General features: G+C 57.0%; 19 protein-coding genes and 4 pseudogenes. 7 read left to right on the forward strand and 16 right to left on the reverse strand.

From position 1 onward, the window contains the following. The first annotated feature begins 89 nt into the window (after positions 1 to 89). The 4 genes and pseudogenes from ACVIYL_RS43975 (at position 90) to ACVIYL_RS43990 (ending at position 3,111) form a co-directional block, all read left to right on the forward strand. The gene (locus tag ACVIYL_RS43975; RefSeq protein ID WP_456781636.1) at positions 90 to 419 is read left to right on the forward strand and encodes a hypothetical protein; all 330 of its coding nucleotides are present in this window, start codon (positions 90 to 92) and stop codon (positions 417 to 419) included. Then, complete coding sequence (locus ACVIYL_RS43980; RefSeq protein WP_456781637.1) at positions 419 to 769, forward strand: isocitrate lyase/phosphoenolpyruvate mutase family protein; 351 nt, start codon at positions 419 to 421, stop codon at positions 767 to 769. Before ACVIYL_RS43975 ends, ACVIYL_RS43980 begins: the two co-directional genes overlap by 1 nt. 276 nt (positions 770 to 1,045) lie before the next feature. Further along, positions 1,046 to 1,237, forward strand: coding sequence for a hypothetical protein (locus tag ACVIYL_RS43985; protein ID WP_456781638.1), 192 nt, complete (start codon positions 1,046 to 1,048; stop codon positions 1,235 to 1,237). Positions 1,238 to 1,925: 688 nt separating this feature from the next. Beyond that, a pseudogene (locus ACVIYL_RS43990) lies at positions 1,926 to 3,111 on the forward strand (IS3 family transposase). Between the two features lie 44 nt (positions 3,112 to 3,155). On the opposite strand, the pseudogene ACVIYL_RS43995 reads toward ACVIYL_RS43990, so the two are convergent. From ACVIYL_RS43995 to ACVIYL_RS44010, 4 genes and pseudogenes are all read right to left on the reverse strand, one after another. Continuing rightward, a pseudogene (locus ACVIYL_RS43995) lies at positions 3,156 to 3,623 on the reverse strand (porin); the annotation flags it as partial. A 76-nt stretch (positions 3,624 to 3,699) separates the two neighbouring features. Beyond that, complete coding sequence (locus tag ACVIYL_RS44000; protein ID WP_456781639.1) at positions 3,700 to 3,831, reverse strand: porin; 132 nt, start codon at positions 3,829 to 3,831, stop codon at positions 3,700 to 3,702. Positions 3,832 to 3,841: 10 nt separating this feature from the next. Further along, complete coding sequence (locus ACVIYL_RS44005; RefSeq protein WP_456781640.1) at positions 3,842 to 4,279, reverse strand: porin; 438 nt, start codon at positions 4,277 to 4,279, stop codon at positions 3,842 to 3,844. Then, positions 4,200 to 4,367: pseudogene (locus tag ACVIYL_RS44010) on the reverse strand (porin); the annotation flags it as partial. The pseudogene ACVIYL_RS44010 and the gene ACVIYL_RS44005, both read right to left, overlap by 80 nt. Before the next feature lie 203 nt (positions 4,368 to 4,570). Here ACVIYL_RS44010 and ACVIYL_RS44015 point away from each other — a divergent pair. Both ACVIYL_RS44015 and ACVIYL_RS44020 read left to right on the forward strand, forming a co-directional pair. Next, the gene (locus ACVIYL_RS44015) at positions 4,571 to 4,852 is read left to right on the forward strand and encodes a helix-turn-helix domain-containing protein (RefSeq protein WP_456781641.1); all 282 of its coding nucleotides are present in this window, start codon (positions 4,571 to 4,573) and stop codon (positions 4,850 to 4,852) included. Between the two features lie 151 nt (positions 4,853 to 5,003). Continuing rightward, a pseudogene (locus ACVIYL_RS44020) lies at positions 5,004 to 5,882 on the forward strand (LysR substrate-binding domain-containing protein). A 244-nt stretch (positions 5,883 to 6,126) separates the two neighbouring features. On the opposite strand, the gene ACVIYL_RS44025 reads toward ACVIYL_RS44020, so the two are convergent. The 3 genes from ACVIYL_RS44025 to ACVIYL_RS44035 form a co-directional block, all read right to left on the reverse strand. Next, complete coding sequence (locus ACVIYL_RS44025) at positions 6,127 to 6,654, reverse strand: DUF2285 domain-containing protein (protein WP_456781642.1); 528 nt, start codon at positions 6,652 to 6,654, stop codon at positions 6,127 to 6,129. A 58-nt stretch (positions 6,655 to 6,712) separates the two neighbouring features. After that, positions 6,713 to 6,907, reverse strand: coding sequence for a transcriptional regulator domain-containing protein (locus tag ACVIYL_RS44030; protein ID WP_456781643.1), 195 nt, complete (start codon positions 6,905 to 6,907; stop codon positions 6,713 to 6,715). 161 nt (positions 6,908 to 7,068) lie between these two features. Further along, positions 7,069 to 7,341, reverse strand: a complete 273-nt coding sequence (locus ACVIYL_RS44035) for a DNA -binding domain-containing protein (protein WP_456781644.1) — start codon at positions 7,339 to 7,341, stop codon at positions 7,069 to 7,071. A gap of 588 nt (positions 7,342 to 7,929) precedes the next feature. Here ACVIYL_RS44035 and ACVIYL_RS44040 point away from each other — a divergent pair. Next, positions 7,930 to 8,199 (forward strand): helix-turn-helix domain-containing protein, encoded by a 270-nt coding sequence (locus ACVIYL_RS44040; protein ID WP_456781645.1) that lies wholly within the window; start codon positions 7,930 to 7,932, stop codon positions 8,197 to 8,199. A 162-nt stretch (positions 8,200 to 8,361) separates the two neighbouring features. Here ACVIYL_RS44040 and ACVIYL_RS44045 read toward each other — a convergent pair whose 3' ends face one another. The 9 genes from ACVIYL_RS44045 to ACVIYL_RS44085 form a co-directional block, all read right to left on the reverse strand. Next, positions 8,362 to 9,705 (reverse strand): LLM class flavin-dependent oxidoreductase, encoded by a 1,344-nt coding sequence (locus tag ACVIYL_RS44045; protein ID WP_456781646.1) that lies wholly within the window; start codon positions 9,703 to 9,705, stop codon positions 8,362 to 8,364. Positions 9,706 to 10,422: 717 nt separating this feature from the next. Beyond that, on the reverse strand, positions 10,423 to 12,888 hold the full coding sequence (locus ACVIYL_RS44050; protein WP_456781647.1) for a CaiB/BaiF CoA transferase family protein: 2,466 nt from the start codon (positions 12,886 to 12,888) through the stop codon (positions 10,423 to 10,425). Positions 12,889 to 13,668: 780 nt separating this feature from the next. Then, the gene (locus ACVIYL_RS44055) at positions 13,669 to 14,454 is read right to left on the reverse strand and encodes an SDR family NAD(P)-dependent oxidoreductase (RefSeq protein ID WP_456781648.1); all 786 of its coding nucleotides are present in this window, start codon (positions 14,452 to 14,454) and stop codon (positions 13,669 to 13,671) included. Positions 14,455 to 14,627: 173 nt separating this feature from the next. Continuing rightward, positions 14,628 to 15,911: an aminotransferase class I/II-fold pyridoxal phosphate-dependent enzyme gene (locus ACVIYL_RS44060; RefSeq protein ID WP_456781649.1), complete on the reverse strand. Its 1,284-nt coding sequence runs from the start codon at positions 15,909 to 15,911 to the stop codon at positions 14,628 to 14,630. Between the two features lie 687 nt (positions 15,912 to 16,598). Continuing rightward, positions 16,599 to 17,927, reverse strand: coding sequence for an aspartate aminotransferase family protein (locus ACVIYL_RS44065; protein WP_456781968.1), 1,329 nt, complete (start codon positions 17,925 to 17,927; stop codon positions 16,599 to 16,601). A gap of 311 nt (positions 17,928 to 18,238) precedes the next feature. Next, on the reverse strand, positions 18,239 to 18,949 hold the full coding sequence (locus tag ACVIYL_RS44070; RefSeq protein WP_456781650.1) for a hypothetical protein: 711 nt from the start codon (positions 18,947 to 18,949) through the stop codon (positions 18,239 to 18,241). A 414-nt stretch (positions 18,950 to 19,363) separates the two neighbouring features. Beyond that, positions 19,364 to 20,254 (reverse strand): crotonase/enoyl-CoA hydratase family protein, encoded by an 891-nt coding sequence (locus ACVIYL_RS44075; protein WP_456781651.1) that lies wholly within the window; start codon positions 20,252 to 20,254, stop codon positions 19,364 to 19,366. Between the two features lie 570 nt (positions 20,255 to 20,824). After that, positions 20,825 to 20,977 carry a hypothetical protein gene (locus ACVIYL_RS44080; RefSeq protein ID WP_456781652.1) on the reverse strand — a complete coding sequence of 51 codons (153 nt, stop codon included), beginning with the start codon at positions 20,975 to 20,977 and terminating at the stop codon, positions 20,825 to 20,827. A gap of 12 nt (positions 20,978 to 20,989) precedes the next feature. Further along, positions 20,990 to 21,511 (reverse strand): aminotransferase class III-fold pyridoxal phosphate-dependent enzyme, encoded by a 522-nt coding sequence (locus tag ACVIYL_RS44085; RefSeq protein ID WP_456781653.1) that lies wholly within the window; start codon positions 21,509 to 21,511, stop codon positions 20,990 to 20,992. Between the last annotated feature and the right edge of the window lie 93 nt (positions 21,512 to 21,604).

Here is a 21,604-nt window from a genome sequence, read left to right on the forward strand (position 1 = left end):
ACGGATCGCTCGATTGGTTCCAGGACGCGGCCAATCAGATTGTCGGCGTGAGAAGCGCACTTGCGATCCCAGCGAGTTATGCGCCGCTCATGATCACACCCGGCATCGACAAATACCGATTAACACATAGCGAGCCATTCCGAACCATTGTCGGCTACGGCTTCAATGACGAGCACGTGCAAATCAAGTTCATTGAACGCTGCGACCGTGATTCCGTGCCATTGGTCGTCCTGACAAAGGAATTGACTGCGAGCGCAAAGGCTTTCCTGGCCAGCGGACGGTGCCGGCGCTATCTGGCCATCGAGGGCGGCCGCTTTCGGCTCCGCGTCCGCGGGCGTTTTCTGTATCGTTACGTCTGGGGTCGCAGCGCACGGCCCAACCATCGTCGCTTGTACGGCTTTCTCCTAGCGAGACTATAATGTCCCGAGCCAAGCGCCTTCGCACACATATGTCCGAGACTGGCCTTGCCCACATCATGGCTACGCTTAGCCCACTGTCGGCGATTTTAGCGCAGGAAGCTGGATTCGACGGCCTATGGGCCTCGGGCTTTGAGTTGTCCGCGCTCTATGGCCTGCCAGATATGAGCCTGATCTCCATGACACGGCATCTCGACATGCTTCGGTCGATTGGCGCGCGCACGATGCTACCGATTGTCGCCGACATCGATACCGGTTATGGCAACGCGATCAATGTCATTCATGCGGTCAGCGAATATGGGCGTGCCGGCGCGAGTGCGGTCATGTCGAAGAGAAGACATTCCCAGACGTGACGAGCCTTGCTGCTGATGGACGTCAGAAGCTTCTTCGCATCGACGGGTTCGAGGGTAAGATCAGGCTTCAGTCGCAACCAGGCTAGATCCCGATTTTCTCGTGATTGCCCGCACCGAAGCCCTGATCGCAGGGTTGGGCCAGGAAGAGGCTTTAAAGCGCAGCATCGCCTATATTGAGCGGGAGCGGACACGATCCTCATCCACTCTAAGGAAACGACGCCTTGCGAAATCGAGCGCTTCTCTCATGCATGGCGCGGATCCGTATCGCTGGCCATCGTGCCAAACGCGTTTCCACAGCTTGAAGCTTCGTGCATCAAAGCGCTCGGCAACATCAAGATGACCATCTACGGCAACTATGGTATAAGGGCTTGCACGACAGCCATGCAGAATACTTTCCGGCGTATCGTTGCCGATGGCGGCGTTCAGAACGTGCACAAAGACATCGTCAATGTTGACGAAATTTTCTAGCCTCCAGAACCTGGAGCAGGTCAAGGATAACGAAAAACGCTTCCTGAAATAAAACCTGGATCCAGGAAATGGGATCGGAACGTCCTCCTGCAGCATCAGCAAGTGACATAGGCGTCGATATCAATAACGACTCGGGGCGCTGGTCGATCACGTTCGACCTGGAAAAGATCGACAGATTCAAGACGAACTACGGAGCCTACACGTTCATCGACATTGCATCTCGTCATGTCGAAACGGAGTGCAATAGGCTCGGTCTCGTCGACGATCTTTGGCTATGGCTTGAGGCGGTTCGGGCAAACGGCCGATCGGACGGGTAATGGCAATTGACCTCCGATAGGCGGCGCAGCTCTTCTGGCGACAATCGCACTAAGCCTCGCCTCGGCCAACGGCCGGAGCTCAGAAAGAGCCTCGACCAACCTGATCCAGTCCAGTTTTGAGAAAAAGGCTGCGTTTTACGACGCTCAGTGTCAATGTGCTTCTGCCCGCATACTTTTGATCAAGCATCGTGTCGGCAATGTCGGCCGAAAAGGCCAGGTTCTTGACTTGGGGTCCAACGCGTGATGACACCGAGCGTGCCGTAGTTGAAATCTGGGTTACAGCCAGCAAAACCGCTGCAAAGCGAAAGTGACCTGCCCCTGAATATTTCCTCCAGATGGAGTTAGAGTCCGGCCTGAGCAAGGACGGACAGATGAAGCGAGCAAGGTTCACGGAAGAGCAGATTATCGCAGTGTTGAAGGAGCACGGGCTGGGGCGACGACATCTGACCTGGCTCGCAAACACGGAGTCTCCGAAGCGACGATCTACAATTGGAAGGCCAAATTCGGCGGCATGGAAGCTTCCGAAGCCAAGCGGCTGAAGTCGCTCGAGGATGAGAACGCGAAGCTGAAGAAGCTTTTGGCCGAGCAGATGCTCGACGCGGCCGCCCTTCGCGAGCTCCTTTCAAAAAAATGGTAGGGCCCGCCGCCAAGCGCGCCGCTGTGGCGCACCTGAAGGCCGTGATGGGCCTGTCGGAGCGACGGGCCTGCACGATCGTCGGCGCGGATCGGGGGATGATCCGTTACCGATCTCGCCGCCCTCCGGATACGGAGCTTCGTGCCCGGCTGCGCGACCTTGCTCACGAGCGCCGACGGTTCGGCTACCGTCGACTGTTCGTCCTGCTGCGGCGGGAGGGTGAGCCATCAGGGCTCAATCGCATTCACCGGATCTATCGGGAAGAAGGACTGACGGTCCGCAAGCGGCGGGCTCGCCGCAAGGCCACGGGGTGCCGGGCGCCGATCCCGGTGGAAGCGAAGCCGAATGCGCGCTGGTCGCTGGACTTCGTCCACGACCAGTTCGCCAACGGGCGTCGCTTCCGCATCCTCAACATCGTCGACGATGTCACCAAGGAATGTCTGGGCGCCATTCCTGACACATCGATCTCGGGCCGGCGTGTGGCGCGGGAACTGACGACGGTTGTCGCGCGGCGCGGCAAACCCGGCCTGATCGTCTCCGACAACGGCACCGAACTCACCTGTAACGCCATGCTCGCCTGGTGCAAGGAAACCGGCATCGACTGGCACTTCATCGCACCGGGCAAACCGATGCAGAACGGCTTCGTCGAGAGCTTTAACGGTCGGATGCGCGACGAGCTCCTAAATGAGACGCTGTTCTTCGATCTCAACGACACCAGGACCAAACTCGCGGCATGGGTCGCCGACTACAATGGCGAGCGCCCTCATTCCTCGCTGCAATACCTCACGCCCGCGGCCTACGCCGCCACTCTCACCGCAACGGACGCTCGGCTGCGCAACCCCGACCAGCTCCGCCGATCGTCCGTTGCTCCACCCGCGCCACTTGGCGTACAAACCACTGAGACTCTAACTGCCGCTGGATGAAAAATTCGGTGGCAGGTCAAAAGGTCTGTAATGAAGGCGCCACAGATATAGCCTTGCGCGATGCTGCTGTACCGGACGGCTGCCCACCCACCATAAATGCCCCTATTCCAATACGCATCCCAATTATGGGTATAACCAGCGCGGAAGCCGTAGGTGGTGGTCAACTCCTGTGCGCTGCCATTCACCAACACAGAGTCAGATAAATCCGCGAGACCTATGCTCTGGTAAACGTCCGGCAGACCCGTGCCGCCATACATGGCGTAGGTGGTCGACATATTCTCATTGAAGTCACAACGGCTGGCGTCCCTGGTATAGGCGCCAGACATATTGATTGTGTCACCCGGTCCAGTCGGAATGTTCTTGATCGACAGAGCGAGCTGAGTGGCCCATCCCCACTTGTCGCTCGGATGACCGGTTGTTTCATCACCGCCATAGTAAGCAGCATGATTGTCATGCGCGGCAAGAGATGCCTGGAGCAAACCCCACCCTGATCGATGCGCAACATCGTGATGAAGTCGGGGGTCGCGGTACCGGCGATGTCGTTACCGCCGTACGCACCTGTCGCGAGGCCCGACGCCGTTGCGGCGCTCACGTTCCAGACGTTGTCGTGGCATGGGCAACTTGATCCTGAGCCGAGAAGGACGCCGTAATGCCTTGGCCGAAGTCGGCCGTATAAGTGAACTGATTGACGCCGGTAACCCAGCCTGTACCACCTGGCAAATCATCGTAATTATTGGCTCGATAATTGGTCTAGGATACTGAGAACTGAGAGATCGCTTTTCCGATGGTGAACCCGGCAAACTAGAGAGTAGACACCAACCGTGCCGCCGGCGATGGCGCCGGAATTGGCATTGTTCGGCGCCTGAACACCGCCGATCGACGAGTAAACGGTCGCGCGTGTTCCGGCGCCACTGTAGGTCCCATCCGTCCAGATCAGTCCCGTCTCGAAGAACGTACGGAGGGTGCCGTACTCGGTCTCCGTGCGCGTATCGATGTTCAGATCTCCGCGGGAGCGCGAGGTGTAAGCGTTGCCCAGCCGGGGCACCCGCCACCCCGTTATAGGCCGGATCAAAATCGCTATTGCTGTTAACGACCAGGTTAGTGCGCAGGTAACCGCCCAGTTTGACGCAGGTTTCCGTGCCCGGGACGTAGTAAAAGCCGGCACCATACAGCGAACCGACCTTCACGTACCCGACCCCGCCGCGTGTGTGCCGCCGCACGCCAGTAAGCCCACCGCAAAACTTAGAACACCCCACCCAGTTCTGCGCTCAAACTCACAATTCTCGAATGTCATTGCCCCTCTCCATGCCAGCACCTGCGCGGCACGCCCGAGTACAGTCGGGGAACAACCATTCGGCGTCAGGCATCGAACAATACGATCGACTCCTCCAGTTTGATGATACTATTAGGTCGGTTATAGCCAGTGGTTTGATTGCCATCTAAATGGCTGCCTTCGCGCATGAATGCTCGTGCGCTTGTGGCCTACAATCTGCGCCGGATCCGCGTGGAGCGCGGTATTCCGCAAGAGCAATTGGCCTATGATGCAGGTGTTGATCGCTCGTATATGAGCGGACTTGAGCGTCAACAGGCGAACCCGACAATCGATCTTCTCGATCGCCTTGCCGAGACGCTCGGCGTCGCGGTCTCCGAGTTGTTTGTCCGGCCGTCCAAAGGTGCGCCGCCGCCAGCTACCTTACCTAAAGGTCGCAAGCCGAAGCCGGCACGCCGCAGAAAGACCTAGTCCCCACGCGCTGTGATCTTTTGCGGTGCTGGACCACCCATCAAACCGGCCTTACGCGTAATTTGTGCGCGGCCAGCCGCAGATACGCGGCAATCCCGCTGTGGACATCGAATAACGTGATGGATGGCTTTTCCCGGCGCCGGAGCAGACAATGGCGGCTCAAGACGATGAAGTTCCTTTAAACGCGATCCGCGCCTTTGTAAGCCGCCAGTAGCTTGGGAACAACGCAGAGTTCGGTCAGCCGCTATTTGTCCGTCCTGCGAGGAGTATCTTGGCGCAGACCTCATCGAAGCGCGGCCGGCGCCGTGATTTGACCGAGTTTGGAAAGCTATCCGCAAACGCAGTCTCGGAACCACTCGAGACGGTCGGCTTCAGAGCTAAAAGAATGCGCCGACGTGCGGCCGCGGGCAGCAATCGGCTTGTCGTCCGCACGTCACTATCGACCTTTGCTTTCTCTATTCTGATCCCAAATCTGCAGGCATTCTCTTCGGAAATGGGCGGTGTCATTGTGGATGTCGTCAGCTCGCTATCGCCGCCGACATCGTCGGACGACTTCGATATCTTGATTACACGCGACCTTTCCGTGATCGAGCCCGCCGACAGTTGGGAGATCTACAATGAGGAGCTGGTATGCGTTGGTCCGCCAAATCTGGTCGCAGGCGGAGAGCTCTCAATTATCCGCTCAACCCCGATACTGAACATCACATCTCGGCCAGACATCCTGCCGACTTGGCTGAGGGCCATGAACCTGTCTTCAAACGACATAAAGCCAGGCGCGCGCTATGATCACAACTATCTTGCTCTGCCGGCCGTCATGACAGGAAAATGCCTTCTTGTCGCACCCGAAATCATTGTCAGCGATTTGGTGCGTAGGGGCGTTCTGCAGGTCATACCGGGGTCGCGCACTCCAAGTGGCATGCAATATCGGGCCTATGCCGTGGATCGCAGCGAGCATCCCGAGATCGCACGTTCCTTTTGCCGGTGGGTCTCTCGTCTTTGCAAAAAGTCGATGCTTGCGCAGGCTGCCTAACGCCCAGCTTTAGTCCGGTCCAGCGGGAGATCGCCGCATTGCCGCCCAGTCGAGTCGAGAGCACTCAGCCTCGGAAACCATCAGAGCAGGATCGCCAAAGTGTGAAGATAGCGCCTCTTCGTGCAGCAATCCGCACGCCAAATGATAAGTAAGAGATCGAACGCAAAATCTCATCCTATCTGCGATCGTGCCATGCTAACAGAGGAACTGGCTGCACAGAACAAAGGTTTGGTCGCCCAAGAGCTCATGAACTGTCATTCCTGCGTCTGCCCTTTTGGAGAAATGCGCGGCAGCGAAGGCGCAGGAGGCGCCGCCCCAGCTTAACAAGTCGAATGGTTCGGCTGCGCAAGTCGTCTGTTTTCCAGCCCCGCTCGGCAGCACGATGATTTCCAAACAGGCCTTGCGCAATTTGGCGATAGCTATTTCCTTCCTGCCACCCATCCAGTGCGCGGAGCGCCAGGATTAGCCGACGCCGCTTCAGAGCCGATAGAGCAAGAGGAGGCGGTCCGAGCGGCCGGTGCTCAAGCGCGTACCAAAATCGACGTGCGGCTTGCAATCGAAGCTCGAAATTCGCATCGAGCGGCAGATCGAGGACGGCAGCTGACGCGCTCGCCGGAAGCTTCCTCAACCAAAGGCGATGGTTTGTGCCCCCGTACGGCACGATCGCAGGCCATCCATCCGACGCGCGACGCAGCTGGTTGCCCGGCAGATTGGCAAAATCGAGCTGGTACCTTTTGGGCACCACGTGGTTGGCTGCCCGCACAGCCAGCACGGTCGGCAGGACTTCGGGCGCCCAGAAGACTGCTTGCTTGTCGAATGTCTTTTGCGGATCAGCTGGAAAACGAGAGCCCCCACTTCCGTCGGAACTGGGCCGCCGCTGCTTTTGAACGCTCGCGGCGAGATAACCGCCTGTACGCCTCTTGGTAGTCGCGATCCCGGCGTAGCCACTCCCAGGCCAGGTCGGCAGCTTCTGCCTTCTTGAGGCCGCTGTATGCTTCCTCAGATCTCCAGTCAGTACCCGGCATTGCAATTTCCCCGCATGATTCACACGGTCGAACTGCAGCCCATGATTGTGGCTCCTTACGGTTGCGTGCGTGCCGCGTACCCGCCTTCCATGCACGGAATCGATGCAACGATCATGTTTTACGATTGCTAGGCATTCTGCCGACCTTGATATCGGCCTTGTTCATTCCTTTGGCCAACCGCCACGCAGCAGATCACGATAGCCGTGGCCCGCTAGCCACTTGGCCCGAGCCATATGACTTTCGAAGGTGCGTCGCGCACGATCCGGTTCAAGAGCCGGATCAAGCCCAAGCACAACGTGCGCGATTTCACGCCAATCTGCCTTATCAGCCGCGGCATCGAGAAGTCGCATGTAGGTAACAGCGTGCTCCTTGTCATATGACGTGAGCTCGTGCGCGCTGGGCGCCAACTCTGCGATCTTCGGGTCGGCCGGCACTGCCTGAAACTCCTACCGGGGGCATTTTGGTACCGCTCGAATCGTCGCGGTCCCAAGATTTATTCGGCCGACCTCGGGCTCCGAGCGCATATCGGCTCACGACGACCTCGTGGCTCCATTCTGCGCATTTCGCTCTTCCATAGGCTGGATCTACTCGCAGACAGCAGTGACCAATCACAGGTTTGGTACGCAGCTAGCATGTCCTTGCTGTCACCCTGCCGGGACGGAATGGGGGCCGTCGGTCGCGGGTTGGTGAAAGGCAGCGGCCTGAAAGAGCCGAACGGGGAGAAATCGTTTTCACTTTTCGAGCTTCAGGTTGTCCTATTTGGTCGCGGAGCTCGGAAAAAAGCCGCAGTTATCGCTGCGGCCGTTTTTGGTCTCCCGCCACTAGCGAGCTGTCTTGCCGTGAGCCCGAGTTGTGATGGGTCGACGGCTTCGACAGAGACAACTTCACCACATCTGCGTGTACGGTGAACTGCTTCATAGAATCAATCGCTGCAAAGACAGCCCACTGCTCCGGTCCAGCTTATCACAATAGTATGGCTATAACCAGTGGTTTCATAATCGTCGGAATGGCTGCCTTTGCGCATGAACGCTCGTGCGCTTGTGGCCTGGAATGTGCGCCGGATCCGTGTAGATCGCGGCATTCCGCAAGAGCAATTGGCCTTTGATGCCGGGATCGACCGCTCGTACATGGGCCGCATTGAGCAGCAGAAAGAGAACCCGACCATTGATCTCCTGGACCGCATCGCCGCGACCTTGGGTATTCATTTGTCGGAACCGGCCAAGGGTGCGACGCCTCCGAAACCGATGTCTAGGGGACGCAAGCCGGCGCGCCTGTGCCGGGACAGGAAGTAACTATTCCACATGTAGCTAACGAAGGGAGCTACCAGCCGGAGCAGCTTCACGTACCCACTTCTAATCTGCGACGGTGGTCCCGACCTGCGGCTCCAGCCGATGCCGCACGGTTCCGCTTAACCAGCGCAGCACGATCTGTCTCCAGATAAGCCAGAGCAGTACTTACGCCGCTCGCGTAAACCGATTGAGGGGCCGCTTGAGCCCGAGGTTTTCTCTAAGAGTCCGTCCGGAGCTTGCCGACCGAAACTTGCCGCGTCGACGCAATTCAGGAACGACGAGTTCCACAAAGTCCTTGAGCCCGCTTGGAACGATCGCGGGAATGAGGTTGAATCCATCGGCCGCATATTGATCGAAGGCATTGATCATGGCGTCGGCTATCTGATCTGGCGTCCCGACCACCATTAGATGTCCGCGCGAATCGGAAACCAAGCGTATCAGTTGTCTCCAGGTCATCCTTTGACGTGCAGCTAGCTCGAGGAGCACCTTTTGGCGGCTCTGAATGAACTTGGTCTGCGGCAAGGTGGCCGGGACTAAAGAGTCAAAATTGATCGCACGTAGGTTAGTGACAAATCCTAACCACCGATCTGCAGTCTCTATCATAACATCCGTATGAGTATAGGACTGCAGTTTCTCGAGTTTATCAGAAGCCTCCTGCTTGGTCCTTCCAACAACAGGGACGATGCCCGGCATCACCAACACCTGATCGTCCTTACGCCCCAGCCCGCGAGCCTTATTCTTGAGATCTGCGTAGTACTGCTTACCGCTTTCAAGTACAGGTTGTGCGGTAAAAACAACTTCGGCGAATTCTGCAGCGAATCTGACTCCGGCCTCGGAGGAGCCAGCCTGGACGAGTACAGGATAGCCTTGCGGGGGCCGTGCGATGTTCAGTGGGCCTCTGACCGAGAAATAAGTTCCGCGGTGATTGAGGAAGTGCAGCTTGGTCGTGTCGGCAAAGATCCCGCTTTGCTTGTCACGAACGAATGCGTCATCTTCCCATGTATCCCAAAGCCCCTTCACGACGCCTACGAACTCTCTGGCCCGCTCATATCGCGCGTCATGATCCGGAATTTCCTCATCGCCAAAATTTGCGCCCTCGAACTTGTTTCCGGAGGTAACGATATTCCAAGCCGCACGCCCATGCGAGAGGTGGTCAAGGGAAGCGATCATACGTGCGAGATGATAGGGCTGGTGATACGTCGTGGTTGCCGTTGCAACAAAGCCGATGTCTTTTGTTCTCGATGACAAAGCCGATAACAGCGTGATTGGCTCAAACGTATCGTTTCGGCCTGCACGCGCTATATTTGCATTATCGCGTTCGACGACACTTGGGCTATCCGCAAGAAATACGAAGTGAAATGCCGCGCCTTCGGCCAGTGCCGCAAGACGCGCATAATGGTCGATATCGACTCCGCCAGTCTCCGGCACGCTCGGATCGCGCCAAGCGCCCTCGATATATCCCGCCTGCAAGACGTATAATCCGAGCGCCATCTCACCATTTCGCGCCATGCCATACTCCCCTTCTCAAGCGTCTCTCATGTTAGAGCGGCCGGCCAATTCGGCCGAAAATCCACATTCCATGTCCAACGCCGCGCCATGGTTTTTCAGAACCGCAGGAGCGAACAAAGCAGCGGAAGGAAGGCAGCGGCGGTACAGATTAAGGGTTGCTGCTGTACAAGCGCTCTTCTTTCACCCTAGGACTTCGCGAACGAAGTCCGTTTCCAGCAGTGTGCTGCCGATTTCCAGCAATGTGCTGCCGATGTCAAAACTATAGGTGCCACAAGCACACAATCCCATCAACAGCGAGCACTAGTAGTTGACTTGCGTGCCACTCTTCATGCGGCTCTGCACTTTCCGCAAATATCAGCCGGCTTGCAGCACGCTCGACCTCGTTTGTCTCGGCCCCTTACAGAGAGCGCCTGATCGACGCAGCTCGAGCCGATGCATCACAACCTATCGTCTTTGCAGTCTCACCTTATGATCCGGTCAGGAGACCTGCCGCGGCCTCAAAGCGTCTCCTCAAGCAAGGTGACAGTCCTTTGGCGCGCGGGCAGCACTTCGCCCCCATTTGTGTCCAGTGAAACGGCGGACCAACTGGCGAAGAAGAATCAAACGCAAGTGCAACTGCGCAGTTATCGCACGCCCCCGTCTTCCATTTGGCTGGCAAATCGCCTGCGTGCGCTATGCGTTCGTGAATCCTCAAGCAGGCCACACGTAAACGCAACGCTATATCGTCGAAGCTTCTTGAGAGCGCCGTCTTTGTCTCAGCTCCACATCCGAGAGCATTTTCGTTCCGATGATGCCCTTCCCTTCCAGTTCAGCAATTTCGGCGTCGCAGAGCCCCAAAAGCCCGGCCAAAACTTCCGCGTTATGCTCTCCCAGAGTCGGTGCCGCTCGGCGGATTGAATGAGGCCGTGTACCCTCACGAATTGGGATCGACGACTGCGGGTGCACGCCGATCAAAGCACGTTCAACTTGCTGAAAGAATGAACGAGACCTTAGTTGCGGATCTTTTAGCAAGTCGATAGGCAGGCGAACCACCCCGGCTGCAATGCTTGCCGCCTGCAGCCGCAACATCGCCTGATCTGCATCAAGCGTGCATGTCCAGGCCTCGATGGCGCTCTCGATTGTCTCCTCCATCGTACGGCGACGATCCGCCAACTTTAGTGAGGGGTCAGCAGCCCAGTCTGGTCGGCCGATCACGCTCGCAAGCCTCTGCCACATAGCGGCATCGGTGGCAGCAATCGCGATCCAGCTGTCGTCCCCCGCGCAGCGGAAACAGCCGTGCGGCACACACTGGGGATGCCGATTGCCGTACCTTGTAGACGTACCACAAAGTGATTGGATAGTGATCCATGGAGCAGCAAGCTGCATCATGCATTCGACTTGCGCGAGATCAACAAACTGCCCCTCTCCAGTCTGGCGGGCGTGGATCAGTGCAACAAGAAGTGCAGCGCAACCGTTCAAGCCGCCTATCGCATCCCCGAACGCAACATGGCTCATAACTGGCGGCCCGTGGACAGTTCCTACCACGCTAGGCAACCCCGAGCCCTGCTCCAGCGTCGAGCCGTATGCTCGGCAATCGCGAAGAACGCTGTTCTTTCCGAAGGCTGACATGGACATCACCACGAGACGTGGGTTGAGCGTAAGCAGAACTTCGTAGCCAAGCCCAAGCCTTGACAGCACGTCGACCGAATAATTGTCGACAACAATGTCGGCGCCCTCTATCAGGCGCTTAGCGAGCGCAAGGCCCTCGGGCCTGGTCAGATCGAGCGTGATGCCGCGCTTATTGCGATTCATCATGCAAAAGCGCAGCGTCTTTTCGTGCATCTTGCGGTTGACATAATCCGGCCGACGATCGACACCGCGCCACCAGTCCGGGTATTGGATCGCCTCGATCTTGATCACGTCCGCACCGAGATCGGCAAGGGTTCGCGTACACAATGGTCCAGCCCAGCCCATGGAAAAGTCGATGACGCGAGTTCCCATCAAAGGCTGTTCGGCTGGGCCGCTGAAGTCGGGGGAAATCGACGCTCCGTCGGTGGATTTCGGTGCGCTATTCGTGAACGATTGCCGCTCGCCGTGATATGGAACCTTTCCGCCGCGGCGCGGCGGTGTCAAGGTCAGCCGCTGCATCGAGCCAGCAGTCAACGCTCTTTCCTTGCCGAGCAGAATGGGTACGATTGCGCCACGCTCAATCTTCTCTTTATCCTGGAGAAGATCGCTCATGTCTGGCACCGGCACAATCGGGATCTTACGCTTTAGGCCCTCAGCAAACCACTGCTGCGCGGTCCGCCTCCTCAGTCTTGGGACGAAGAGTCGTTCGATCTCTTCCATATGGTTCAGACGGTCGGCACCGAGCACGAGAGCTGGATCGTCACGCAATTGAGCAAGGCCTAGCATGTCGCAGAATGCACGCCACTGCGCCGGTGTTATTGTCGTGACGCCGAGCCACCCCTTTTTTGTTTCATAGATGCCGGCTGGGAAATTTGGCCAGAAGCGATTGATGCCGATTCGGCACATCATCTCACCGCGCTGAAATGCTTCAAATAGCTGATACTCGCTGAGCGAGATGCAGCCCTCGAAAGAACTGAGCGTGTACGACCGCCCTGCTCCAGTCTGCATTCGCGCAATCACTGCCGAGGCAGCGGCGATAAAGCCCCAAAGCCCCGCCACGATACCGGTCTGAAAATCCGGAGCGTGCAAGGGTGGGCCCTCGGCCGGCCCAACCAGCTTGATGAGGCCGGCAAGGGCGCGAACGATCAAGTCGCTCGCCCTGAATTCAGCATAGGGCCCGTCCTGACCGAACCAGCTCACGTCGAGGTAGATTAACGCTGGCCGCCGTCGCCGGATTGCGGCGACATCAACGGGCGGGCAGCTGGCGCCCTCGATATTGCGGCCATCGACGAGAATATCGCAATCCTCAATCAACAATGTCAGTCGCTTGACCGCCTCCGGATCCGCGGGATTGATCACAATACTTGACTTGTTTAAGTTCAGGAACGCGAACCACGCACTCTGGCCCCCTGGTGTGAGCGGCGCGCTGGAGCGAAGTGGATCGCCAGACGGTGGCTCGACCTTCCATACCTCAGCGCCGAAGTCGGCAAACAGCCGCGCACAGTAGCTTGCCGCAGCTGAGCTACCGATTTCGACCACTCGCACCTGCGACAACACCTCTCTGGAGCGCTTCATTTTCTTCGGCCGTAATAATGCTTCGGAATCAGCCTGATGAGGTGGTGCGCGTCAGCCCCACGCCGTCCACGAGAGGGCGATAGCCCCAAGCTTTCAAGCTATGATAGCTGGGACACCGTCACCATTGATATATTTGGAGCCAACTGCTCGCCTTTCGTTGATGCTCAGCCTCCCAGCAAGGACCGTGCCGGCGCACTGTCTCAAGCAAATTCCTTTCCACACAAGACGACGCATTGCTTTCGAGGTTTACCATCTCGAACTGCTACTAACTCACAGCTGATGGATATGCGGTCTCATCCTGCGCCAAGGAATGCACTTTGAGATCCTACCGCGTCCTTAGAGCCGTCCTTAGGGCTCGGATATCGTCCCACAGAGACGAGCTTACCCGACAGGCGCCGCATACTGATCGGGCCACCATCTTCATCAGACATTGCGATGACGCCGGCCGCTGAGATTCCTCCACGGCCGGCTTGGCCGACCGCAGAAGACGCTCGTGTGCCGATTGACAACATAGTACTCAATTCACCCGAACATTGCTGTCTGGAACATTGCAAACCGCCGACTTCCGACACACGCGTCGCGACCTTCGTCCAGGGCGTTCCATGCCGGTCTTCTTCCAAGTTTAAGTCCGGGCGTGATGTGATACAGCAGCGCGCCATCAATTCGACTACATCAGCACAGGGGAAGTACTGTGGTCGTGCACCTTCGCAAACGAGGCGATCCATCCACTCTCAAGTCGGCACATAAAGTCCGCTATTGCGTCGCAACGACGCTCATCGGTTAGGCGGCGAACTCGCCACCTGTGATATCGATCGTCGCACCCGTAATAAAGCTTGCTCCGGGAGACGCCAGAAAAGCAGCGAGGCACGCGACTTCCTCGGCCGTTCCCAAACGACCGACAGGAATGCGGGCGAGGGCGGAGCGGTTTACCGCCGCCTCTGCTGGCCCAGTTAGATCACTGAGAATCCGACCCGGGGCGATACAATTGACCGTTACGCCGTATGGAGCGAGATCACGTGCGGCAGCGCGGGTTAACCCGACTAAACCAGCCTTCGATGCAGCATAATGAGGACCCGCGATCATCGGCACGGCGCGGCCCGCCAGAGAGCCAATGTTGATGATGCGTCCATAACCGTTTAAAATCATTGATGGCGCTAAGAGTCGTATGAGAAAGAACGGACTACTTAGATTGACATCGATGACCCTTGCCCATTCCTGCGATGACATCTGCGAGAGCCAGGGGACGTTCTGGTCTGCGCGTTTTGGAGAGATGCCGGCATTGTTAACTAAAACGGTGATTTTGCCCCAGCTTTTTCTGACCTGGTCAACAAACCGAATTACTTCAGGTCGCTGAGTGACGTCGACCACCCCTGCACAAATACGATCTTTCGAGCAGCCAAAACCCTCCAGCGCATGCTGCACCTGCTTCGCTTGTGTCGCCACGAAGGCTACTCGATAACCATCCGCCAAGAACTGTTGTACGATCCCAAGTCCGATCCCGCGCGCGCCCCCCGTTACGAGTACAACGCCCGGATCACCACCTTCCTTCAGCTTATCTGTTACCATGGTTCATGGTACTCTGACGGAGAGTTGATCTTTGTGCTCGGCGAGCGAACAATGGTGCGCGCGAGACGCATAGTAACCAATGATAAGTTGAATCTCATTTCTGCCGCGCGCCCCACCAGATGCACCTTGTTGCCGCTGTCCAGCTTCCTGGCCTGTCGGCAGGGTGGCAATCATTAGGCCACACTCGTTGCGGCTTGATTGAACATGACCTCAGGGACTCTGTCCAAAATGCAGTCACACAGCCGTTCTATGTCGCCGACGTCGTGATCTGCCGTGACACACACTCGAACGCCCGCATTTCCTTGCGCAACGGTCGGAAAGAAGATCACCGAGGTGTAAAAGCCCGCGTCGAGAAGCTCTCGTGCCACCGCGACAGCCCTGGCTTCCGATCCTATCGAAACCATTCGGATTGGAAGTGAACTGCCTTGCTCGATCGTAGCGATCCGACCGTCAAAAACCTTTATGCGTTGCCCCAGCTGCCTCTGCCGCTCTCCAAGTTCTGCCGAGCGATGGATCTTACACGAGCCTAGCGCCGCACCAACTGCTGCCAAATTTGGCGCCACCGAGAATGCATAAGGAATAGAGTAACGTCGAAACAGAGCTTCTTGCTCGGCCGTGCCCAACATCAACATGCCTCCGGATGCTCCGAATCCCTTGGCGAGCGAGGCCGCTATGATTGTGCGATCACCCAGACCTTCTGGGAACTGGGTGCGCGCAAATCCTTCGCCTTGGCGTCCGAATAGCGATATGCCGTGTGCATCGTCAATGTATAGAAAGAGGTTATAACGTTCCTGGAGCTCGCGCAGCTCCTTGATGGGCGCGTTTCCACCCATCGAATAAACACCGTCGCAAACATAGGCGACTACCGGGTGTTTGCGGCACAAGGATTCAAGAGCGTCAATATCATTGTGCGCAATGATTTCCACTCGCGTTTCATCCGCAACCACCGGCTTGTGATAGGCGAGCGAGAGATGCGCGTGACGATCAAACGCGACGACCGGATTCGTGCCTTCTGTCAACACGCCAGACGCAAGAATTGGCATGGCGCCTAAATTTGCGAGCATGACGGTCGAAAACGCGATCACACGCGCGCGGAACATGTTCGACAGATTGACCTCGAGCTCTGCCAAGAAATCGAAATTGAGGCGGGTTCGCGCGCAAGACCAGTGTAGCGATCGATGTGCCTCTATTGCGTCGATCGCTCCAGCTACAATCACGGGATGATTGTCCAGTCCCAAATAGGAACACCGCACAAATTCAATAATCTCGCGCCGATCATCAAGTGGACCGGTGCCTAGCGCAAATGCGCGCCCAGCCGTAGAACGTCCTTGAACAGCCATGAGACCAGCGGTGTGAGCTGCATCAAAGAACGGCCTGCTCTTATTAATGACATACGCAGTGTTCCGAAAGTGTCGTTTCGGACGAGCACCTTCAGGAGGCTCGATCTGCTGTTTCATGTCGTTCTCCGTTCCTTCTGCAGGCGTGCGCTCCAAGCCGCCGACATGGCGCAGTACCGCGACTTGGCGAAGTCGGGCGGACTCTCTACATCTGGAGAAACACCTTTGATGGATCTTATAAGCTAGCGCGAATTTACACGTCGCAGGTTCAGCTGGCAGCTATTAGATCAGAGGGGCCTTGCAGCGCTCACGACTGCGAGTAAGCGGCACCTTGAGGATGAGCTAGCAAGTCGTTGGCCCCTCTTTTTTGAGGCAAATGGGCGTCACCGCGAGTTAAGTCCTCTATTGGCTGGGCGCCTTGTGAGATGAAGCTTTGCGGAGCCGCGACCGTTTGCAACGTCTACTGAACGACAGACTGTCGTATCGCGAGCACACCCTTCAAGACCGCCCGAAATTCGCAGACCGTCACGTGCGCACGCACCAGCTTTTTTTGCAGATACCCGTAGCATCAAGCATCCAATGTCTACAGATCGTAACATGCTTGCAGCGACACGAGTCGCCGTGAAGCCACTTCCTATCCAAACACGTAGCCATACTCACAAAGCTGTCCTTCACTGCCATTTTTCGCGCGAAGAGTGACCGCTTCCGTTGCACGATCGAAAAGTGCTCGCGATCTCTGGACCGCGGGCTCACTCGCGAGTCGGCACAACATCGCGCCTTCCCTCGCTGGCGCCACGAGTAGTTCGCCTATACTGTCCAGCACACTCGATGGCTGTCGAGAAAGCCTCCAAATACCTCGACGACGAGCTCAGCATCGGCGCGGGTCATGGCTGTTGACATTGAAGCAGCGGCGGCATTCGGGAACATAACGCCGTTTTCCACAAAGAAGTCGCCAAGCTGCTTCATGAGTTGAGATGCGCTGGGAGCGGGATAGGCTTCGCGATTGTCCTTCGGAGCCACCGCTGTCGGATGAATGCGAAAGAGAGAGGCGGCTCCCGTGATGCAGAGCGGCGCCCTCTGTTTTGAGATGGCTCGGGCAACCCCGTCCCGAACAACACGCCCGAGCTCGTCAAGCTTTGCGAAGGCCGCATGATCCAGATGCTCCATTGCAGCAAGACCAGCTGTTATGGACAGTGGATTGGCGGAAAATGTCCCGCCTTGCGGAAGTAGCGGCCGGCCGGCTGAGGCGTCGAATACTTTCATCACTTCCTGGCGCCCTCCGATTGCTCCAATTGGCAAACCACCACCTATGATTTTGCCCATAGTCATGAGGTCCGGAACAAGACCATACAAGGCGGAAGCACCTCGGAAACTCTGCCGGAGATTTAAAACCTCATCAGCAATGACTAGAACGCCATTCTTACGGGCCGTGTCCTGTACCGCGGCAATAAATTCCGGTTTCGGCGCAGTAAGACCACCGCGGCTTGGCATCGGATCTAAAATGACTGCAGCCAGGCTGCGCCCATGAAACGACAGCAATTTGCACGCGTTCTCGGTATCATTAAACCTGAGCACAACAACTTCGTCCAGCACGCTCGCAGGCATACCGCGATAGAACGCGGTCGACCTAGGCGCTGCCGCATCACCCCAATTGTCTGGGGTTGCCGCGACGCTCACCTCAACCCAATCGTAAGCGCCATGGTATGCGCCCTCGAGCTTGGCGACTTTCGAACGACCGGTGTAGGCACGCGCCGCCTTGATCGCAAACAGCACGGCCTCGGTTCCGGTGCTGACAAAGCGCACCCGCTCGACGTGCGGAATGCGGCGACAAAGTAATTCGGCAAGCTCGATCTCGCTCTCGGTCGGATTCGCGAAACAAGTACCGCGCTGAAGCTGGCGCGTCAGCGCTTCCACCACGGGCGCAAAAGCGTGGCCGTGTATTAACGCGGTAAAGTTACCATTGAGATCCAGAAAGCGGTTATCGTCGACATCGAACAGATAACTACCGATGCCGCGTTCGATGTATACCGGCTCCGGATTCCGCTCGACCGTCACTCGCGACGTCCCGTCAGGGAACACTCGCCGCGCGCGAGCGAAATTATCTTTTGATTTTTGCCCAAGGGGGGGGCCCACCATATCGAACCTCACCGGTACGCAATTTCACGCTATCAGTTGACCGAGGCCGAGTTGCTCACCTTCGCCGAGCAGTCCTCACCTCCCAATTGCGAGTGCCCAGAGTACTGGTATTCCTATTTCAGCCGCTCTTTCCCCTACCGCCCCTTTACCAGATATGCTGACTAGTCCGCCGTCCCGCCGGCCGCTGACACTTTCGCGGTAGAATGGCGAGTCGCCGACAGTTTCATACCGCCTGCCCTGTCTAAGCCGGAGCGTTGATAAGCACGCGGTTCGCGCGACTTATTCCCTCTCCGAAGATTTGATGTCGATACTCACGCGCACAACGCCACCTCGCTTCTGTCGTGGCGATTGACAAGACCCTCCAACTCGTCACCGGTTAACCAGGCAATGAGATCGTCGGCTACGATATTCTCTTGTACCAGATGCAGCACCGATCCACCTGCCTCCCAATGCAAATGTCCGTATTGCGCAAGAACGCCCTTAGATAGTAGCCAGCGCTCTGGAAGTCCGACGAGGAAGTCGGGAGTCCACATCGAGAACGACACGCCACGCAATACCGCAGCCATGATCTCAGGCATGCCCTGTCCTCGAAAGTCTTTGCGCAACCAAAAGTCCCCATGGTACGCGACTTTTCCATTAATCTTCCTGGCACTTGGCGCCGTGCAACTACAACGATCCTGCGGGTGTGCCTGTGTCGCAGGATCGGCATAGAAGGCCCTCAGTGATTCGAGATGCTCTGCAAAATTGCTGTACGAAAGGTCATACAAGCGCGCAGCCTGCACAAGCACGACTTCATTGTTCCTGTCGAGACCGATCATCCAGTATCCCTCCCCTGTTTCAATGGGCGAGCGATCCGGACGGAACGTGGGATATGTCGGCGGTTTAGTTGCTAGCGCTTCTGTAATCGATACATACTTGTGAAAATCAAACCCTATCGAAAGCTTGATGCCTTTCTGAGCGGCGGCTTCGTCATATCCTCGAAGGAAGCGCGAGACGTTTAAAGGGTTAACTATGCGCTTCATCTCACTTATCCTATCTTGATCAGCAGCATCAGAGTCTGGGCGGCAAGTACAGGGTACAAGTTTGGCCATGGAGCTGGCCACTACCAACTCCGGTGAGGAAGGGAGAATTGGAATTGACCCGGTACGATCAAGTTCAGGCGCTCGCGCATATGAGTTGGAGGTGTCCCAATTGCATCAATCCGGCTACAAGCGAACACCCCAGTCGAAGCTAGAAACGCAGCTGCTCAACAAGACTTCCTTCTCTACGAATAAGCGGCTTTCCCATTAATGCGCCGTGATAGCCGGCTGAACTAACAGTCGATCAATTCCGCGCTCTCAACTGCCAGCCTTGGGACGCCACCCTATCCTGCTATTTTTGTTGAACTAATCTGTTCACTCGCCGAGTCGGCAAGCCGAACGTCGAGAGACAAACGGCTATTCGTATTCCCGCTCCTTCCACCAGGGAAAGAAGTCCGGCAGATCGGCCGGCACCCTATCTTTAAATACCGCCGGCCGCTTCTCCAGGAACGCCACGACGCCTTCCTTGGCGTCGTCGGAGCGACCTCGCGCGTACATGGTGCGGCTTTCGATCTTGTGGGCTTCCATAGGATCATCGGCGCCCAACATGCGCCACATCAGCTGCCGGATCATCGTGATCGACACTGGCGAGGTCTTATCCACGATCTCGTGGGCGAGAGCACGTGCGGTCGGCAATAGCCGATCGGCACATACGATCTTGCTTACAAGGCGGCCTGCGAACGCTTCTTTTGCTGTAAATATTCGCCCGGTGTAAGACCACTCGAGCGCCTGCGCGATGCCGACGACGCGCGGCAGAAACCAGCTAGAGGCCCCTTCTGACACCAAGCCACGCTGAGAGAACACAAAGCCAAAGCGCGCGGCGTCGGACGCAATCCGAATATCCATCGCAAGCTGCATGGTGAGGCCCATGCCGACGGCAGGCCCGTTCACAGCAGCGATTACAGGCTTCAGACACCTGAAGATCCGCATCGCAATTTTTCCGCCGCCGTCACTGACCGAGGGGTCGCTGTAATCAACCTTTCCATCGGGCAGCCGTTTCACTGGCCCACGCCGTGCGTCACGATCGAACGTGTCGGCTCCCAGCGAAAGGTCAGCGCCAGCGCAGAAGGCCCGGCCTTCGCCGGTCACGATAATCGCAAGGACGTCGTTGTCTCCGTCGGCGCGGTCGAAGGCCTCTACAATTTCGCGCTCCATAACGGAGTTGCACGCATTGAGCTTCTCCGGACGGTTCAACGTAATCGTGAGGATCTTCTCGGCAACTTCATACTTGATCGTCTCGTACGCCATAGCATTCCTTTCATCTGTTGAGCACCCAGTTTTGACTCGGGTCACCATGGCCTAGTCTGTTTCAGCGCTTCGTCCAAGGAGGGCCCGAATATCTCAAGCCCGTCATCGAGTGCTTCAGAGTCGATCGTGAGTGCAGGCAGAGATTTGATGACCTGATCGACGAGTTCACATCGTTCCACCATCAATCTCTTCCAAATGCCGAGCGTGCGCAGCAAGTTCGGGCGCTTCACAATCAAACCAAAACGCTATTTCGCGCCCACGAATGGAGACTCCGTTTCCATAGTGGGCTGCTATAGACTCAAGCCGACGGCGCATACTTCTCTCGTTCGATGCCCCCCTGTGCGAAGATGTTATCACGCCAATATAGGTCTAGCGCCGCCGTCGCGGATACCAGCGCCAGAGGTTTCCTCGAAACGTGCCGGTATGCTCTCCCCGCTGCCAAGCCGTCGCGCCCCTCCCTATTCAACAGCATGAATAAGGGCAGACCGAACCCACTCAGTGAGTTCGACCAAACAACAACATCGCGCGACAAGATGGCAAATCTCGAACCTAAAAACCTCGCCTGTGCGGCTACAGCATCTCGATATCGTCAACTATGAGCAGCGCGCCTGCGATCTTTGCGATAGCCTTGATCGACTGCAGCCACTCTTTGCGCGCTCGGTTTATGCCTCCCTCGCCCTGTGCTGTTTTCAAGAAGAATGGCAGCCGGATAATCAACGCCACTGCTCTCGTTTCTTAACAGTTTTTGCAAATAGTCGGCCGCGTCAGTTGCGCCTGACAAGGAGACACCGCTGGCTTTGCCACAATAGCGACTACCTCTGACGGCGATCGCTCCCAAGCGCATGCCATGATAGCTGTCGGTGAAAAGATTATGTTCTGACGTCCTGAGACTTTGCGCGAGAGCTTTGTTGCTGCCTCGATCGCATTTGCGCCGGTTGGCCCTGTGAATTGGGACCGGTATTGCAGATTCTGCCTCTGAAGTATGACGGAGTTGAAGATCTCCATGAACTCGAGCTTCGCTGGCGTGGCGATGTTTAGGCCGTGGACGACGGCATTCGACGCCAGATAGTCGGTAATGGCAGCTTTGAACCGACTATTGTTATGGCCGGAGTTGAGGGTTTCAGCGCCGCAGAGGAAGTCGATGACCTTTCGGCCATCCTCTGTCAGCATGATTGAGCCGCACGTCCGACAAAAAGTGGCAGGAAACGAACGTAAATGCGTGCGCACGCCGGATTCAAGCGCTTCTAAGGTTTGCATTTGCGTGACTCGCGTTTCGCTCCAGCCATGCATCGCTCCTTCGACAAGCGAATAGTTAGAAGAATGGCGCGCTTAGCTTAGCGCGAACGCCGG

This window comes from Bradyrhizobium sp. USDA 3315, assembly GCF_054056795.1.

Coding starts and splice junctions, on each gene's coding strand:
- ACVIYL_RS43975 (WP_456781636.1), top strand. CDS start 90: ATGATCACACCCGGCATCGACAAATACCGATTAACACATAGCGAGCCA.
- ACVIYL_RS43980 (WP_456781637.1), top strand. CDS start 419: ATGTCCCGAGCCAAGCGCCTTCGCACACATATGTCCGAGACTGGCCTT.
- ACVIYL_RS44005 (WP_456781640.1), bottom strand. CDS start 4,279: ATGGTGCCGGCTTTTACTACGTCCCGGGCACGGAAACCTGCGTCAAAC.
- ACVIYL_RS44015 (WP_456781641.1), top strand. CDS start 4,571: ATGAATGCTCGTGCGCTTGTGGCCTACAATCTGCGCCGGATCCGCGTG.
- ACVIYL_RS44030 (WP_456781643.1), bottom strand. CDS start 6,907: ATGCCGGGTACTGACTGGAGATCTGAGGAAGCATACAGCGGCCTCAAG.
- ACVIYL_RS44040 (WP_456781645.1), top strand. CDS start 7,930: ATGAACGCTCGTGCGCTTGTGGCCTGGAATGTGCGCCGGATCCGTGTA.
- ACVIYL_RS44045 (WP_456781646.1), bottom strand. CDS start 9,705: ATGGCGCGAAATGGTGAGATGGCGCTCGGATTATACGTCTTGCAGGCG.
- ACVIYL_RS44050 (WP_456781647.1), bottom strand. CDS start 12,888: ATGAAGCGCTCCAGAGAGGTGTTGTCGCAGGTGCGAGTGGTCGAAATC.
- ACVIYL_RS44055 (WP_456781648.1), bottom strand. CDS start 14,454: ATGGTAACAGATAAGCTGAAGGAAGGTGGTGATCCGGGCGTTGTACTC.
- ACVIYL_RS44060 (WP_456781649.1), bottom strand. CDS start 15,911: ATGAAACAGCAGATCGAGCCTCCTGAAGGTGCTCGTCCGAAACGACAC.
- ACVIYL_RS44065 (WP_456781968.1), bottom strand. CDS start 17,927: ATGGTGGGCCCCCCCCTTGGGCAAAAATCAAAAGATAATTTCGCTCGC.
- ACVIYL_RS44070 (WP_456781650.1), bottom strand. CDS start 18,949: ATGAAGCGCATAGTTAACCCTTTAAACGTCTCGCGCTTCCTTCGAGGA.
- ACVIYL_RS44075 (WP_456781651.1), bottom strand. CDS start 20,254: ATGGCGTACGAGACGATCAAGTATGAAGTTGCCGAGAAGATCCTCACG.
- ACVIYL_RS44085 (WP_456781653.1), bottom strand. CDS start 21,511: ATGCAAACCTTAGAAGCGCTTGAATCCGGCGTGCGCACGCATTTACGT.